The organism is Metabacillus crassostreae (assembly GCF_016908395.1).
GTDB classification, from domain to species: domain Bacteria; phylum Bacillota; class Bacilli; order Bacillales; family Bacillaceae; genus Metabacillus; species Metabacillus crassostreae.
The window spans coordinates 98,044-114,783 of the sequence record NZ_JAFBDU010000007.1 but is presented as its reverse complement, the minus strand read 5'-3'; the positions used below and the strand labels follow the sequence as shown (position 1 = coordinate 114,783).

Annotated in this window: 16 protein-coding genes, 1 tRNA gene, 1 riboswitch and 1 other annotated feature (1 of these 19 only partly in view); of the genes, 1 reads left to right on the top strand and 16 read right to left on the bottom strand. The window is 35.1% G+C overall.

The window, feature by feature from the left end; all coding sequences use genetic code 11:
* Positions 1–250, bottom strand: a binding site (T-box leader); it reaches 6 nt to the left of the window's first position.
* A 12-nt stretch (positions 251–262) separates the two neighbouring features.
* From ilvE to JOC75_RS18175, 13 genes are all read right to left on the bottom strand, one after another.
* Positions 263–1,168: a branched-chain-amino-acid transaminase gene (ilvE, locus tag JOC75_RS18235; protein ID WP_204955437.1), complete on the bottom strand. Its 906-nt coding sequence runs from the start codon at positions 1,166–1,168 to the stop codon at positions 263–265.
* Positions 1,169–1,694: 526 nt separating this feature from the next.
* Positions 1,695–1,771: transfer RNA gene (locus tag JOC75_RS18230), tRNA-Arg, on the bottom strand.
* A 205-nt stretch (positions 1,772–1,976) separates the two neighbouring features.
* Positions 1,977–2,486: a metallophosphoesterase family protein gene (locus tag JOC75_RS18225; protein ID WP_204955436.1), complete on the bottom strand. Its 510-nt coding sequence runs from the start codon at positions 2,484–2,486 to the stop codon at positions 1,977–1,979.
* Positions 2,487–2,508: 22 nt separating this feature from the next.
* Positions 2,509–3,096: an XTP/dITP diphosphatase gene (locus JOC75_RS18220; protein ID WP_204955435.1), complete on the bottom strand. Its 588-nt coding sequence runs from the start codon at positions 3,094–3,096 to the stop codon at positions 2,509–2,511.
* Entirely contained in the window at positions 3,093–3,860 is a 768-nt protein-coding gene (gene rph, locus JOC75_RS18215; protein WP_204955434.1) for a ribonuclease PH, read from the bottom strand. The genes JOC75_RS18220 and rph overlap by 4 nt, the downstream gene beginning before the upstream one ends.
* Before the next feature lie 253 nt (positions 3,861–4,113).
* A complete protein-coding gene (locus JOC75_RS18210) occupies positions 4,114–5,193 on the bottom strand; it encodes a GerMN domain-containing protein (RefSeq protein WP_204955433.1) in 1,080 nt (359 codons plus the stop codon).
* A 152-nt stretch (positions 5,194–5,345) separates the two neighbouring features.
* The gene (gene racE / locus JOC75_RS18205; protein ID WP_204955432.1) at positions 5,346–6,161 is read right to left on the bottom strand and encodes a glutamate racemase; all 816 of its coding nucleotides are present in this window, start codon (positions 6,159–6,161) and stop codon (positions 5,346–5,348) included.
* 9 nt (positions 6,162–6,170) lie between these two features.
* The gene (locus JOC75_RS18200; RefSeq protein ID WP_420828041.1) at positions 6,171–6,623 is read right to left on the bottom strand and encodes a MarR family winged helix-turn-helix transcriptional regulator; all 453 of its coding nucleotides are present in this window, start codon (positions 6,621–6,623) and stop codon (positions 6,171–6,173) included.
* 138 nt (positions 6,624–6,761) lie between these two features.
* Positions 6,762–6,986, bottom strand: coding sequence for a spore germination transcription factor GerE (gene gerE / locus JOC75_RS18195; protein ID WP_003184172.1), 225 nt, complete (start codon positions 6,984–6,986; stop codon positions 6,762–6,764).
* A gap of 575 nt (positions 6,987–7,561) precedes the next feature.
* Complete coding sequence (locus JOC75_RS18190) at positions 7,562–7,741, bottom strand: hypothetical protein (protein ID WP_204955431.1); 180 nt, start codon at positions 7,739–7,741, stop codon at positions 7,562–7,564.
* Positions 7,742–7,984: 243 nt separating this feature from the next.
* A complete protein-coding gene (gene sdhB / locus JOC75_RS18185) occupies positions 7,985–8,746 on the bottom strand; it encodes a succinate dehydrogenase iron-sulfur subunit (protein WP_146949222.1) in 762 nt (253 codons plus the stop codon).
* Complete coding sequence (sdhA, locus tag JOC75_RS18180) at positions 8,746–10,509, bottom strand: succinate dehydrogenase flavoprotein subunit (protein ID WP_204955430.1); 1,764 nt, start codon at positions 10,507–10,509, stop codon at positions 8,746–8,748. Before sdhA ends, sdhB begins: the two co-directional genes overlap by 1 nt.
* Positions 10,510–10,541: 32 nt before the next feature.
* Complete coding sequence (locus tag JOC75_RS18175) at positions 10,542–11,150, bottom strand: succinate dehydrogenase cytochrome b558 subunit (protein ID WP_204955429.1); 609 nt, start codon at positions 11,148–11,150, stop codon at positions 10,542–10,544.
* A 522-nt stretch (positions 11,151–11,672) separates the two neighbouring features.
* On the opposite strand from JOC75_RS18175, the gene JOC75_RS18170 reads away from it, so the two are divergent.
* Positions 11,673–12,167 (top strand): YslB family protein, encoded by a 495-nt coding sequence (locus JOC75_RS18170; protein ID WP_338036608.1) that lies wholly within the window; start codon positions 11,673–11,675, stop codon positions 12,165–12,167.
* 89 nt (positions 12,168–12,256) lie between these two features.
* Here the strand turns inward: JOC75_RS18170 and JOC75_RS18165 are convergent, their stop codons facing one another.
* From JOC75_RS18165 to trxA, 3 genes are all read right to left on the bottom strand, one after another.
* Positions 12,257–13,486: an aspartate kinase gene (locus JOC75_RS18165; RefSeq protein ID WP_204955427.1), complete on the bottom strand. Its 1,230-nt coding sequence runs from the start codon at positions 13,484–13,486 to the stop codon at positions 12,257–12,259.
* A 372-nt stretch (positions 13,487–13,858) separates the two neighbouring features.
* Positions 13,859–14,041, bottom strand: a riboswitch (Lysine riboswitch).
* Between the two features lie 83 nt (positions 14,042–14,124).
* Complete coding sequence (gene uvrC / locus JOC75_RS18160; protein ID WP_204955426.1) at positions 14,125–15,897, bottom strand: excinuclease ABC subunit UvrC; 1,773 nt, start codon at positions 15,895–15,897, stop codon at positions 14,125–14,127.
* Between the two features lie 470 nt (positions 15,898–16,367).
* A complete protein-coding gene (trxA, locus tag JOC75_RS18155; RefSeq protein ID WP_146949231.1) occupies positions 16,368–16,682 on the bottom strand; it encodes a thioredoxin in 315 nt (104 codons plus the stop codon).
* Positions 16,683–16,740 lie beyond the last annotated feature (58 nt).

Genomic DNA, 16,740 nt, shown 5'->3' with positions numbered 1-16,740 from the left:
GGCAAAAAGGTTAATAAACTTTTCGCGGTACCACCCTTCTTCATGGTCAAATAATATGACCACCTTACGAACAGATAACCTGTTCCCTTTTGTAACGAGTACCGAAGAATGGGACTCGGTCAACCCTACTAAAAATTCGGATTAACACTCAGAGGCGAGTTCACCTATGGGAGTATCACCGGCTTCCACCTGTACCGGCTCTCTGTAGATACTTTTACCAAAGACTACTTATCCTCTTCATCGTTTTACTATATGATAATTGTTAGCTTACATGAAGACTTTGTGGAATATTCTCCACTTTAACGCCTTCTTCAACAACTTTTTTACGAAATGCTTCCAAAAGCCTCTTGGTTTGATCACCAGGAATTCCTTCACCAATGATACGACCATCAACTTTTACCACTGCAATAACTTCTGCAGCTGTTCCAGTTAAGAAAACCTCTTCAGCTGTATAAACATCATGTCGAGTAAATGGCTCTTCACATACCTCGTAATCCATTTCTTTTGCAATATCAATGATGGCATTACGTGTAATTCCTTCAAGAGCACCTATATATCCAGGGGGCGTTAATAACCTCCCGTTTTTAAAAATAAAGACGTTATCAGCAGATCCCTCTGCAACATAACCTTGATCATTTAACATTAACGCTTCACTTACGTTTGCTAAATGTGCTTCAATCTTAACTAACACATTGTTCAAATAATTTAGAGATTTAACCTTTGGACTTAAGACATCGGGTCTGTTTCTCCTTGTAGCAACTGTCACAATGTCAATCCCGGTCTCATAAAGATGTTTAGGAAAAATTGAAAGTGGCTCAACGATAATTACCGTATTTGCTCGTTTACAGTTATAAGGATCTAAACCTAAGTCACCTGTTCCACGAGAGACAACTAACCGAATATACGCATCGCTTAAACCATTTTTTTCAACAGTTTTAACGACTAATTCTGTAAGTTCATCTTGTGTGTATGGAATAGTTAACAAAATTGATTTAGCTGATTGATATAATCGGTCCATATGTTCCTTCATCCGAAATATATTCCCACTGTAAACTCGTATTCCTTCAAATACTCCATCACCATATAAAAAACCGTGATCATAAACTGATATTTTTGCATCTTCTTTCTTTACAAAATCATCGTTTAGAAAGATCCACTGATCACCCATAAGAGCACGCCTTCCTTTATATAAGTTGAATCTGTTAGATCATTGAACATTATGATAGTTAAAAGAAAACTTTAATTTTAAAGAATTTTCTACACTTTTTCAAATGTTCGTATAACTTTATTTGAACTTATATTACGCTCAATAAATCTAAGTGTCAACAGTGTTTTACGAATTATTTGACTATTTAGATTTATTAATTATTTTGTATCCGCTTTCATTGTTGGTATGATGGGAAGAGCTCTATTTTCAAAAAAATAAAGAAATTTTTAAAATCCGCACGTGTGGAGATTTGCAGATAAAGGAATTATATTGAGGGATTCTTTGGGGTAATAACCGAATACTCAAAACAGAAGCTTGATATCCATATATTACAACTGAATGGGCAACAAGAAAACAAACTTGGCATAAAATCTAACATGAAATATTCAACCAAACATTGGACATCCAAATTAGTAGAGTTTCATGCACTTTTAGATCAACAAAAAAACCTTCTATTTTCCAATAGAAGGTTTGAGTATGTAATATGTGGCGTCCCAGGAGAGATTCGAACTCCCGACCGACGCCTTAGAAGGGCGTTGCTCTATCCAGCTGAGCTACTGGGACATTTGATATTGACTTGTTAATATTTGTTGATTTTCATCGACATTTATTATTATATTTCTCTTGCATATAAAAGTCAATACTTTAAAGGATTTTTATCAAATTGTTTTTAAAACTTTTTTACCTGGGAGAAAACGAACTACATTTTGACCCAGGATAGCGAATGCAGGTAACCGAAAAGATCAAAAACCAAGTATTAAAACAGCCACTAGATCATAAAATCATTTGACAATTCTTGTATCTCTTCTCCGCTTACATCAAAAAATTTAACATTTGCATGGGAATTCTCAACTTCAATTATTACATAGGTTTTCTGTCTCCGTTGTAATGGTAGCCTAATACTACCCGGATTGATAAATAAAATCCCATCAATTAATTCAGCAGCAGCAACATGAGAGTGTCCATAGCAAACAATTTTAGCATTTACTTCTTCAGCTCGGTATTTTAAGCTCATAAGGGTAACTTTTACATTGTATAAGTGTCCATGTGTCATATAAAGCGTTTGGCCATTTAGATCTTCAATTATTTCATTTGGTAAATCAGATCCAAAATCACAATTTCCTTTTACACCTTTGAATGAACTTAATTGTGGACTTGTTGAAGTTAATTCTGAATCTCCACAGTGTAGCATTAATTCCACTTCATCCTCATGTCTCTTTTTAATGATATCAACTTCTGAAGTTAAACCATGACTATCACTTATTAGTAAAACCTTCATGAAATTCCCCGCCTTAATTAATTTAGCTAATCAGTTCAATAAGCTTCTTAAGTGCATCTGAGCGATGACTAACTTTATTTTTTTCTTCTTTAGAAAGCTGTGCCATCGTTTTATTTGAATTTTGCAAAATAAAGATAGGATCATAGCCAAAGCCATTTTCACCTGTTGGGGTTTTAGCTATAAAGCCTTCACATGCCCCTCTTACAGTTTGAACAACATGTCCAGGGGTAGACAATGCTAATGCACAGATGAATCTAGCTGATCGTTTTTCCAATTCAGTAACAAAACTTAATTCTTTCAGTACCTTTTCCATATTAGCTTGATCACTTTTTTCAGTACCAGCATAACGTGCTGAATAAACTCCTGGTTGCCCATTTAAATAGTCAACTTCTAAACCTGAATCATCAGCTATTGTTACCATTTCATATTGCTTTGAAATAGCTTCTGCTTTTAATATTGCGTTAGCTTCAAACGTACTACCTGTTTCTTCAACATCTATTGCATCTGGATAATCTAAAAGAGATTGTACTTGATAACCTAAAGGAGCTAGCAATGCTTCAAATTCGTTTACTTTACCTCTATTTTTTGTTGCAATAATTATTTTGTTCACTTGTTTTCGCCCTGCTTTTTTATATTTTCTTCAACAATTAGAGAAAGATCTCCAAGTGCTTCTTTTTGAATTTCAATAAGTGACCTAATGCCATTTTCAGCTAAATCGAGCATACTATTTAATTGTTGACGTGTAAATGTTGCTTCCTCTCCAGTTCCTTGTACTTCAACAAGTTCTCCCAGAGAAGTCATAATAATATTCATGTCCACTTCCGCTTTTGAATCTTCTTTATAATTCAGGTCTAATATTTCGCCATGCTCCCGATCAACACCTACTGAAACGGCTGCAAGATAATCAGTTATAGGCAAAGTCTTTAATTTACCTTCATCAAGTAATTTTCCAAGTGCAATTGTCATGGCTACATACGCACCAGTTATTGATGCTGTTCTTGTTCCACCATCTGCTTGAATCACATCGCAGTCGATCCATATCGTTCTTTCACCAAGCTCTTTTAAGTTCACAACTGAACGTAATACTCTCCCAATTAAACGCTGTATTTCCATTGTACGTCCTGTTATCTTACCTTTAGATGATTCTCTAATTGTTCGTTGTTCTGTTGCTCTAGGGAGCATAGAATATTCTGCAGTAATCCACCCTTTGCCCTCACCACGCATAAATGGAGGAACTCTGTCCTCAATACTAGCGTTACAGATTACTTTCGTTTCACCTACGGATATTAAAACCGAGCCTTCTGGATGAATAACAAAATCCTTACTAATATCAACTTTTCTTAACTCATCATCACGTCTTCCATCATGTCTCATTTAAATTCCTCCATAAATTCAATTTATTTTATATATGTATGTCTGGCACTATTAAATCCTGCAATTGATTAAAACCAATTAGTGAAATTACAGGTCGTGTGCTCACAAACTCAAGTAGTTATCAGCCTCTCAAGACTGTAATTGGGTTTGGATTAATCCTTGAATTCAACATTGTAATAAAATTAAATAAGAGGTAGCTTTTTATAAGCATACCTCTCTTTACCCTCTATATAGTATATCAAAAACAAGTAAATTAAAAACTACCTGTGTTTACTTTTGCTGGTCTTGTTACAGGTTCTGTTAGTTTTTCACCGTTTTCGTTTATTAACTCTGCCTTTCCATTAACTGTAACTGCAATACTTTCAATTCCCTGTTGCTCTGTTAATGTTAAAACAAGTGATTGAAGTGCTTGAGATGAAACAATTTTTTGTTCTTCATCAAAACTACCATAAATAGATTCATTAAAATCAAGAGTAACTTTTCCATCAGCATATTTTGGTGCACTTAGCAGCTTTACGCCTTCTTGAAAATCACTCATTAAACCTAGAGATTGTGAAGGGCCCTCTACAAGCTCTTCTACTGCTGATACAATTGGATCTGTTTTTTCGTTGCTCACACGTTTTGTTACAGGTACATAATATTGTTGACCATCAGACTCTGACATATAATAAACAGTTAAAGGATGAGTATTCGTGATATCAACAATATCACTTGAATCATGGTTAATACCATCAGCTCTACTAACACCTTCACCTATTGGTGTGCTATTAACAGGCATTTCCTTTTGTTCATGTCCATTCACCCAAATCTTCACTTTTTTCACTGAATCAAATTGAGTCAATGTCCAAGTAATGGCTTGAAGAATTTTCGCTTCATCCTCTTTATTATAATTGTTAAACTCTTTTGAGAAATCTGCAATTGCTGTGCCATCTTCTTTAATATTTACTCCTAGCACTTGAGTATCTTGAGGTAATACGGCTTTAAACCCATTTGGTAGTACATTAGAAACAGGCCCACCTTCAACTAAATATTCTAAAGATTGTTTAGCAATACTGTCTGTTTTAGGCAAATTCATTGTATAAGGCACAACAAAACCACTTTTATCAAATAAAAACAATTGACTAGAAACTGTTTCTACTGCAGCATCCTCTTTTCCATCTTCTCCTACAGCTGATTCTTCACCCTCAATAAGCTCCCCATCTTCCGTAAAGGTTACATCCTGTGGTGGATCAATTTCCTTTGTTGCTTTATCTGCATCAAATAAACCACAACCAGATAGTAACATAGATGAAGCAAGAACAGTAACAGCAATCTGTTTGTTGTATTTAATCATTTCCAATCCCTCCAAAGGCAGTTTGTACTACTATGTATACGAGCTATTATTCAAATTAGACCGATTTTTTGTACAAACTTTTAGAGAACTGAAAATTAGCTTAAATAAATAAAAGCACAGTGCTTTAACACACTGTACTTTTTATAATCATATTAATAGTTCTTAGTAGATTCTAACGATATCGATTTTACATGTAGGATCGGTTGTTCAAATAATTTAGAGGCAATCTTCTCAAATAGTTGCTTAGGACCTGTTGTCAGAAATTTATGTTCTTTTTGACTAGTATCTTGATTGAGTATCTTTTTAAACGACAATATCGTACTCACTTCTCTAGCGGTTTCATCACCTGAACAGATAATTTTTACTGCTTGTCCCATATATTCCTCTATTTGTTTTTGTAAGATTGGGTAATGTGTACATCCTAAAATAAGTGTATCAATATTACTTTCCTTAAAGCTTATCAAAGAATTCTCAACAATGTCTTTTGCCACTTGACCTTCAAAATTCCCACTCTCAACAAGAGGTACAAATTCTGGACAAGCTAATCCTTCAACAATCAATCCATTGTTTAACGTTTTAAGAGCTGTTTCATATGCTGCACTCTTAATTGTATTAACTGTTCCAATAACACCAATATGATCATTTTTAGTTACTTTAATAGCTGTTCTAGCTCCTGGTAAAATAACTCCGATAACCGGTATATCTATTGTGTCCTGAATTTCCTGAAGTGCTATAGCTGTTGCAGTGTTACATGCAATTACCAGCATTTTTATATGATGATGCTCAAGTAAGTAGTTCGTCATTTCCCATGTAAAACGTAGAACTTCATCAGCTTCTCTTGGTCCATAAGGACAACGAGCTGTATCACCTAAATAGATGATCTCTTCTTTTGGTAACTGTCTCATGATTTCTTTTGCGACTGTTAAACCACCCACTCCAGAATCAATAACACCAATCGGTCTTTTCAAATTATCGCCTCATTCTTCTCTCATATCATGCTGTAGCTTTATTAATGACCTTTCAAGCAAAGCAATTTCTTTATCTTCAAAATTAACAAGCTTATCTCTTAAGTAATTTTGACGTTTTTCAATTACTTCTTCTATTATACGTTCGCCTTCTTTTAATAAATGAATTTGGACCACTCGTCGATCATGAGGATCTTTTACTCGAACAACCAGCTCATTCTTCTCCATTCTATCCACTAAATCAGTAGTTGTACTACAAGCTAAAAACATTTTATTCGAAAGCTCACCAATTGTTAAGTCACCATTTTCAAAGAGCCATTGTAGAGCAATAAATTGCGGTGGTGTGATGCTATAGTCGTTTAATATTTCTCGACCCTTTTGCTTTATAATAGCTGAAATATGACGAAGTGCCTTTTCAAGATCAGCTACTGTTTCATTCGTAACATCTGCACGTTCTATTGTCACTTATAAACCCTCACTAACATTTTACTTATATATTTCACTAGCTATTTTCCATGTTTTTTTAATAAAATGCAAGTTACATATAATAATATAAAATAAATATAACCGGCTCCCTTTACTTAAAAGGATAGCCGGTTTTGATTAGAGCTCTAGTTCACCCATTCGAAGGAGCTCAACAACCGCCTGAGAACGTCCCTTAACACCAAGCTTTTGCATCGCATTCGAGATGTGATTCCGAACCGTTTTTTCACTTATGAAGAGCTCACTAGCAATTTCCTTAGTTGTCTTATCTTGAACTAACAATTCGAAAACTTCTCTCTCTCTTTTCGTGAGTAGTGGTTTTGATTGAAATTCTTTCTCTTTCAAGTATTGTAACCCTCCTTGCTAAGGTGAGAGCTGATCTACCAGATGGGTATAATATATTTAGTCAACATATACTATGTGCTAATGAGAACTACTGTGACAGAATACTTATAGGAAAAGTTGCTTTACTGCGTCCAATTTCTACCGTTGTATAAAATAAGCTATTAGATATCCTTTTTAGTATACGAACATCATCTGATCTCCATTTTATAAATCTGCACATTGTTCCTCACTAAAAAGTCTCTCCCTAAATTTGAATGAAAGCGTTAATAATCACCATTTATTTATATTTGTTTAAAATCTACCTAAACATCCATAGCAGCTGTGGTTTATCTCTAAGAAGGTACCATGCTATGTATGACCATTTCTCCAACTATATTGATAAAAACTTGTGAAAGTAATAGCCTTTTCTTCAAAGTATGTAAAAAGTGACAACATTGTTCATGATTCTAGGCATTTTACTTTTACCTAGGCTCTTTTGTAACCAAAATATCCAGTAGAAACAGTGTTTTTTTGCATATAAGGATACCATTTTATAAAGAAAAGATGCCCCTAAACTTAATTACTGTACTGACTTCTTAAGGCATATAAAAGCAACAAAGTTTGTGAAAATAGCCCTTACTGATCATCATAAATTTTGGCTCTGTTAAACCTTTGTTGTTGATTGCTGTTACAGGCATTCGCTTTCCAGGGAAAAAATGCAATTCGTTTTTTCCTAGGGAAGAATAATGAAAAATCCCAACTGCCGGCTTTTTCAAAGGACAATTCTTCCTAGGTCCCGGAGCCTCCACATAAGCTGCGCGCCTGTGGGGTCTCCTTTTGACACGCTTCTCTAAGCAGGAGTCTCATATATTCACCTTCAATCAACAAACTGCTAAAAATCAACATTAAGCCTTAACATAGCCTTAATTTTAAACCTAAAAAAAATCAGAATAATCGAATGCACACAAAAAGGCTGACCAAATTTATATAAGGTCAGCCTTTTTTCTACTCATCTATTTTTATCCTTGGTCACTACCAAAGAAATTACGGAATGATTGTATAGCTGTATCACGGTTTAGTGCAGCAATTGAAGTTGTTAAAGGGATTCCCTTCGGACAAGATTGCACACAGTTTTGTGAGTTTCCACAATTCGCTAATCCACCATCACCCATGATCGACTCTAATCGCTCTGATTTATTCATCTCACCTGTTGGATGTGCATTGAATAAACGCACTTGAGATAATGGAGCAGGTCCAATGAAGTTAGATTTACTATTAACATTAGGACATGCCTCTAAGCATACACCACATGTCATACATTTCGATAATTCATAAGCCCATTGACGTTTTTTCTCTGGCATACGAGGTCCTGGTCCTAAATCGTACGTACCATCAATTGGTACCCATGCTTTAACCTTCTTAAGTGAATCGAACATACGCTTACGATCCACTTGTAGATCACGAACAACCGGGAAAGTACGCATTGGCTCAAGGCGAATAGGCTGCTCAAGCTGATCAACAAGTGCTGTACATGATTGACGTGGTTTGCCGTTGATAACCATCGAACAAGCACCACATACTTCTTCAAGACAGTTCATATCCCAGTTAATTGGTGTTGTTTCCTTACCAGCTGAATTGACTGGATTTCGGCGTATTTCCATTAATGCCGAAATAACATTCATATTAGGACGGTAAGGAATCTCAAATTTCTCATCATAAGGAGCTGCTTCAGGCGAATCTTGACGGGTAATAACAAACTGAACTACTTTATTCTCGCTCATTATTTATCCCCCTTTTTGCTTTTAGAATAATCTCGCTTACGTGGTTTAATTAAAGACACATCTACATCATCATACGTAAATTCTGGAGCTGTACGATTCCCTGTAAATTTAGTCATTGTTGTTTTTAACCATTCTTCGTCATTTCTCTCAGGGAAATCTGGTTTATAATGTGCTCCACGACTTTCATTACGATTATAAGCACCAAGTGTAACCACTCGTGATAAATGTAGCATATTTTTCAATTGACGAGTAAATGCAGCACCTTGATTACTCCATTTCGCTGTGTCATTGATATTAATGTTATCGAATCTTTCAATTAGCTCTTGAATCTTCTCATCTGTCTTTAGAAGCTTATCATTATGTCTCACAACAGTTACATTGTCAGTCATCCACTCTCCTAATTCCTTGTGAAGAACATAAGCATTTTCTTTACCGTCTAAATTCATAATGTTGTTCCATTTATCTTCTTCCTGTTTAACATGGTTATCAAACACAGAAGATGATAAATCTTCAGCACTCTTTTCAAGACCGTTTATATACTTAACGGCATTAGGTCCAGCTACCATTCCTCCGTATATAGCAGAAAGAAGTGAATTAGCTCCTAGACGATTTGCACCGTGCATAGAATAGTCACACTCTCCAGCTGCAAACAAACCAGGAATGTTTGTCATTTGGTCATAATCAACCCATAATCCACCCATTGAATAGTGAACTGCAGGGAAGATTTTCATCGGAACTTTACGTGGATCATCACCCATGAATTTTTCATATATTTCAATAATACCACCAAGTTTAATATCAAGCTCTTTCGGATCTTTATGAGATAAATCTAGATACACCATGTTTTCTCCGTTAATACCTAGCTTTTGCTCTACACATACATCAAAAATTTCACGTGTAGCAATATCACGAGGAACAAGGTTTCCATAAGCAGGATATTTTTCCTCAAGGAAATACCACGGCTTACCATCTTTATATGTCCAAACTCGTCCACCTTCCCCACGAGCTGATTCACTCATTAATCTAAGCTTGTCATCTCCTGGAATTGCTGTTGGATGAATTTGAATGAACTCACCATTTGCATAATAAACTCCTTGTTGGTAAACAATAGAAGCAGCAGATCCTGTATTGATAACAGAATTTGTTGATTTCCCGAAAATAATTCCCGGTCCACCAGTTGCCATAATTACTGCATCTGCTCTAAATGACTCAATTTTCATAGATGTTAAATTTTGCGATGTGATGCCTCGACACACATTATCGTCATCGATAACGGCACCTAAGAATTCCCATCCTTCATATTTCGTAACAAGGCCAGCTACTTCATAACGTCTAACTTGCTCATCTAGTGCATAAAGAAGCTGTTGTCCTGTTGTTGCACCTGCAAAGGCTGTACGATGATGCTGAGTCCCACCAAAGCGTCTAAAGTCAAGTAACCCTTCTGGTGTACGATTAAACATTACACCCATTCGGTCTAATAGGTGAATGATCGCTGGTGCTGCTTCTGTCATAGCTTTAACAGGTGGTTGATTCGCTAAGAAATCTCCACCATAAACTGTATCATCAAAATGTTCCCAAGGTGAATCTCCTTCACCCTTTGTATTTACTGCACCATTAATTCCACCCTGTGCACACACTGAGTGAGATCTTTTAACAGGTACTAATGAAAATAAATCTACTTGAACACCTGCTTCAGCAGCTTTGATTGTTGCCATTAAACCAGCTAATCCGCCACCGACAACGATAATTTTACTTTTACTCATTAACCCCACTCCCTTTTATAGCTATTTCTGGATTATACAAATGCGAAAATTGCGCGAACACCAACATATGAAAGAGCAATAAAGATTGCTAGAGTTACATATGTGGAAATAACTTGTGAGCGAGGAGTAACAGTAATTCCCCAGCTTACTGCAAATGACCATAATCCATTAGCAAAATGGAAAATAGTAGAGATAACTCCGATTAAATAGAATGCTAGCATAAATGGACTACTTAAAATGGAAGCCATCATGTCATAGTTTACTTCTGCCCCTAGTGCAGCTGCTATTCTTGTTTCCCATACATGCCAAGCAATAAAGATAAATGTAACTACCCCTGAAACACGCTGTAACATAAATAGCCAGTTACGTAAATATCCATAGTTACTCACATTGTTTTTAGCTGTAAATGCGATGTAAACTCCGTAAATAGCATGGTAGAGAAGTGGTAGAAAGATAATGACAATTTCTAATACATACCTAAATGGAAGCATTTCCATAAAATGTGCAGCTTCATTAAATGCTTCGGCACCTCTTGTTGCAAAATGGTTAACAACTAAATGCTGAATCAAAAAGATCCCTACCGGAATAACTCCTAATAATGAGTGCAGTCTGCGATTCATAAACTCTCGGTTTCCAGCCATGTACTTACCCCCTAGTATCAATAATGCGCTCACGATTCAAAAACAAATACAATTCTCAATCCAATAATTCTTTCCTAATAAAATTTACCTTTATCACTGATGGTCTTTTAGTGAATGTTAGAAAATAGAGTATTGGAATCAAACTTACAGACTATAAAAATCCCATCTGTATGTTATTCGAGATAAATTTGTGACAAATACATTTTACTCCCATAAAGAATTAGCGTCAAGAAAACGCGTTCATAAATTGAACTTTTTTGATAAATAACTAATCCTTATAAAATTTATTTTATCAGTATACTTAAAATTCAAGCAAGTATAGAAAGCCTCTTTTCCCTCATGTACCGATATTTTCCTTACAATAGAAAATCTTTCTTGATAACCCATTTGATCAATAAACCTTAGCAATTTATTCAAGCTGTAGTGACTCCAAAATTAAACTTTCATATGATTTTACTTAATATTACATGTGTTTCAACATGTATGTTGTTATATAATAAACGAAAGAAAGAGGGGAATTTCGTGAATAAACAATCTACAATCATTAACTTAGAAGAACTACAGGATATCTCAGTTCCTGCATTTGGTTTTGAATTATTAAGAGAAGTCCTTATTCCTGATATACTAGGACAAGATCATCCTCAAATGCTTTACTGGGCAGGGAAAGCATTAGCTCGCAAATATCCTGTTTCATCCCTAGATGAATTAACAGCATTTTTTGAAAAAGCTGGATGGGGGAATCTTTCACTAGTACATAATAAAAAAAGTGAAATGGAATTTGAGCTAAGTGGTGAGCTAATCACCATTCGTTTTAAAAAATCAAACGAGCATACATTTCAAATGGAAGCTGGTTTTATTGCTGAACAACTTCAAACTTTAAATAATCAAATAACTGAAACATATGAACAATTAAAAAAACGAGCAAATAAAGTTGTTTTTACAGTAAAGTGGGATCAAAAAGATCCTATTCAAACTGAAGAAAACTCAATTGGAAAAAGAAGTGAACGAAAACTTTAATCTCCCTTAAAAACAAGGGGCTTTTCTTAAAGCCCCTATGTTTAACTACATAACATATGTTTTGATAAAGCTAATAATTATCAGGAAGTTTATACAATAGCCGCTACTTTAGATAGCTCAAAAGCATTATGAAGGATATCTACAGCATTCACCATATGGTTTTGATCGATAACCGTAGAAACTTTAATTTCAGAGGTGCTTACCATTTTAATGGCTATACCTTCATTTGCTAATACGTCAAACATCTCAGCAGCAACACCTGGGTTTGATACCATACCAGACCCAACAATAGATACTTTTGATAACCCAGTTTCTGATTCAACTTTTTCATATTGTAAGACAGATTTATGTTGCTCTAGAATTGTTATAGTATCTTCTAAGTCACTCGTTTTAACAGAGAAGGATATTGATGTCCGATCATCACTTGTTGTGTTTTGAATAATAATATCTACATTCAGACCATTTTTAGCCAAAGTTGAAAAAATTGTTGATAATGTTGTTAGTTCATTAGGTAATCCTAAAACAGAAACTCTTGTTACTTGATCCTCAAATGCAATTCCTCTTACGACTAAATTTTGCTCCATATTTGTTTCCTCCTCAATAATTGTTCCTCGCTCGTTTACCATACTAGAACGAACTTCTAGCGGTACGTTGTAATTTTTTGCAAATTCCACAGCACGAGGATGTAATACACCCGCTCCTAAATTAGCAAGTTCAAGCATCTCATCATATGATATAGCAGCTAGTTTTCTTGCTTCTTTGACAAATCTAGGATCTGTTGTAAAAACACCAGTAACATCTGTGTAGATATCACATTTATCTGCTTTTAGTGAAGCTGCTAAAGCTACAGCAGTAGTGTCTGAACCCCCACGCCCCAATGTTGTAATTTGTTGATCACTTGAGATTCCTTGGAAACCAGCTACAACGATAATTTTACCTTTTGTTAACTCATTTTTAATTCTATCTGTATTAATATTAGTTATTCTCGCATTACTGTGAGCAGCTTCTGTTTCAATTCCAGCCTGCCAGCCTGTAAGTGATACTGCATCATATCCCTTTTCCGTTAGTGCCATCGTAAGCAGTGAGATCGTAATTTGCTCACCTGTAGTCAACAACATATCCATTTCTCTTTTACTTGGCTTCGCAGTAATTTGAGCTGCTAAATCAACTAACTGATCAGTGGATTTCCCCATTGCAGAAACGACAACCACAACATCATTACCATTTTCTTTTTCTTGAATAATTCGATTTGCCACATTTAGAATTCTTTCAACTGAACCAACAGAAGTACCACCAAATTTTTGAACGATTATTCCCATGAGTAACCTCACCCTTCAATTGTTTTAGATAATGGCTGTATTCTCAAACTTTGTTGCTTGAAATATCCAAAGAAATCAGCACATCATTATGTCTAGTAGCATCTTTTCTTCATAAAAAGATAGCTCTAGATGCGAAAATACACTGTTTCTACTGCATATTTTGATTACATAGCAAAAATCTTTCAGAAAAGAGCCTAGATAATCGATCATTGTCTGCTAAAGGGAGCCCAAAGTTATCACTATAATCCTGCTAAACGTCCATTCTCCGTATGTTCCTAGAGGATTTTAGAAGCTTAAAAAGTGCAATAAAAAAAGCAATGGAATAAAAAATATCCCATTGCTTTTAAAACGAAAAAATAAATTCGTTCTTTACAATGAGATAGCTCTCCAAGAATATAAAAACTCTTGACAATTTCACATCTTTTAAATGTAAAACCAGCAATTAAAACAAATGGTGCTTTAATCACTTCGGCGAATATTCCTTTCACCAGCTTTCATCGGAAACCATTTCTCCTCAAGCAGGTTACTAATAATGTTCGCACCTCTACCCTCATTTAACAAACTAACGATCATATATCAAATTACTTACTAGATTATCAGACTTCTATTATGCATGCAAGCATATTTTTATCTAACTGTTACTCCTTTAAATATTCATATATCGTATTTGCAAGACTATTGGGCATTCCTGCCTCAATAAAGTCATCCAAGCTAGCTTCCTTCATCTTTTTTAACGAACCAAAATGCTTCAATAACAATTTCTTTCTCTGTGCACCCACCCCAGGAATATCATCTAAGATTGATTGAAAAGCTGTTTTTCCCCGCAACTGCCTGTGGAATGTAATGGCAAATCGATGAACCTCATCTTGAATTCGCTGTAAAAGATAAAACTCCTGACTATTCCTCTCTAATTGTATAAACTCTGGAGGAGATCCTATTAAAAGCTCTGATGTACGATGTTTATCATCTTTAACAAGTCCAACAACTGGGATATCAAGTGTTAATTCATTAACTAATACATCCTGTGCTGCTGCTAAATGCCCTTTTCCACCATCAATGATCACTAAGTCTGGTAAAGGTAGTTCTTCCTTTAACACACGGCTGTAACGTCTTCTTACAACCTCCCTCATTGATTCATAATCATCAGGACCTTCAACACCCTTAATTTTATATTTACGATAATGCTTTTTAGCAGGTTTACCATCTTCAAACACAATCATTGCAGACACTGGATCTGTTCCTTGAATATTAGAATTATCAAAAGCCTCAATACGATGTGGTGTTGCTATTCCTAAAATATCTCCTAAATTTTCAACAGCTTTAATTGTTCTTTCTTCGTCTCTTTCTATAAGAGCAAATTTTTCTACAAGTGCATTTTTTGCATTCTTATGGGCAAGTAATATTAAATCCTTCTTCTTCCCTCTTTTCGGTTGAATTGTTGATACCTCAAGCAGTTGCTCGATCACATCAACCTCTATGCTGTCAGGTAGTACAATCTCTTTAGGAATAAAATGACTTGATTTTGAATAAAACTGTCCAAGAAATGTTAAAAATTCCTGCTCTGGACTATCATAGATTGGAAACAGTGATACATCACGCTCAATTAGTTTTCCTTGACGAATAAAAAATACTTGTACACACATCCAGCCTTTGTCATATGCATAACCAAACACATCACGATCAACAAAATCATTTAATGTCATTTTTTGTTTTTCCATTGTGGCTTCAATATGAAGAATTTGGTCGCGATATTCTTTAGCTCGTTCAAAATCTAATTCCTCAGATGCTTTCCCCATCTTCTCAGATAACTCTTCTTTAATTTTCTTAAATCCGCCATTAAGAAACTTAGCTATTTCTTCAACCATTTGACGATTTGTTTCCTCAGAAACGTCTTTCACACAAGGTGCTAAACATTGTCCCATATGATAATACAAACAAGCTCTGTCAGGTAATGTAGAACACTTTCGTAATGGATATAATCGATCTAATAGCTTGATTGTTTCCCGTGCAGAAAAAACATTGGGATAAGGACCAAAGTATTTTGCTTTATCTTTGTTCACCTTTCGAGTTACAAGTAACCGAGGATGACGCTCATTTGTAATTTTAATAAACGGATAAGTTTTATCATCCTTGAGCATAACATTATATTTTGGGTCATATTTTTTAATCAGATTTAATTCTAAAATGAGTGCTTCAAGATTAGAAGATGTAATGATATATTCAAAATCAACAATTTCATTGACTAATCGTAATGTTTTAGCATCGTGAGAACCTGTGAAATAAGATCTAACACGATTTTTTAATACCTTTGCCTTCCCAACATATATAACTGTCCCCTGTCTATCTTTCATTATATAACAGCCAGGCTGATCAGGAAGAAGTGCGAGCTTTTCCTTAAAATGTTCTCTCATAGCAAACACTCCCCATTATCTTATTTATATGTGATAGGCAGTAATCTACCATTTTATAAGGTGCTGTTTACATTTTAAGTTCCTAAAAGGCAAAAACAGACTTGATTAAAAATGACACATTACTGCCTACTAACAAACTATTTTATCATGTTAAATCATGTTTCGTCTTATGTTAAAATGTCGAAATATATACAATTATTTCCGGAGAAATGATTGCTAAGAAAAAAGGACTGACATAAGTCAATCCCTTTTGTGTATTAAAGAATTCCCTTTGAATTAAGGCTTTGTTAAACTTTGTTGTTGATTTCCGTTACAGGCATTCGCTTTCCGCGGGCGGTCCGGGAGCCTCCTCGTAAGCTGCGCGCCTGTGGGATCTCCCTTTGACACGCTTCTCTAAGCAGGAGTCTCATGCCTTTCACTCCAATCAACAATGTGCTAAAAATCAACATTAACCTTTGGCATAGACTAAATTAAAGGTGCTTGTTCAAAACTTCTGCAAGTGCTTCTTTTGGTTGATAACCAACAGCTTTGTCAACAACTTCGCCATCTTTTAATACTAATAAAGTTGGGATACTCATTACACCAAATTTCCCAGCTGTTTCTTGGTTTTCATCAACATCAACTTTTACAATCTTCACTTTATCTCCCATATCTGTATCAAGTTCTTCAAGAACTGGAGCAATCATTTTACATGGTCCGCACCATGGTGCCCAAAAATCTACTAATACGACACCTTCGTTTGTTTCACCTGAAAAAGTTTGATCTGTTACATTTGTTATAGCCATTGAAATTCCTCCTAATATCTTGGTTAAAATATGTTTAAATTATAGCATTCACATAGTA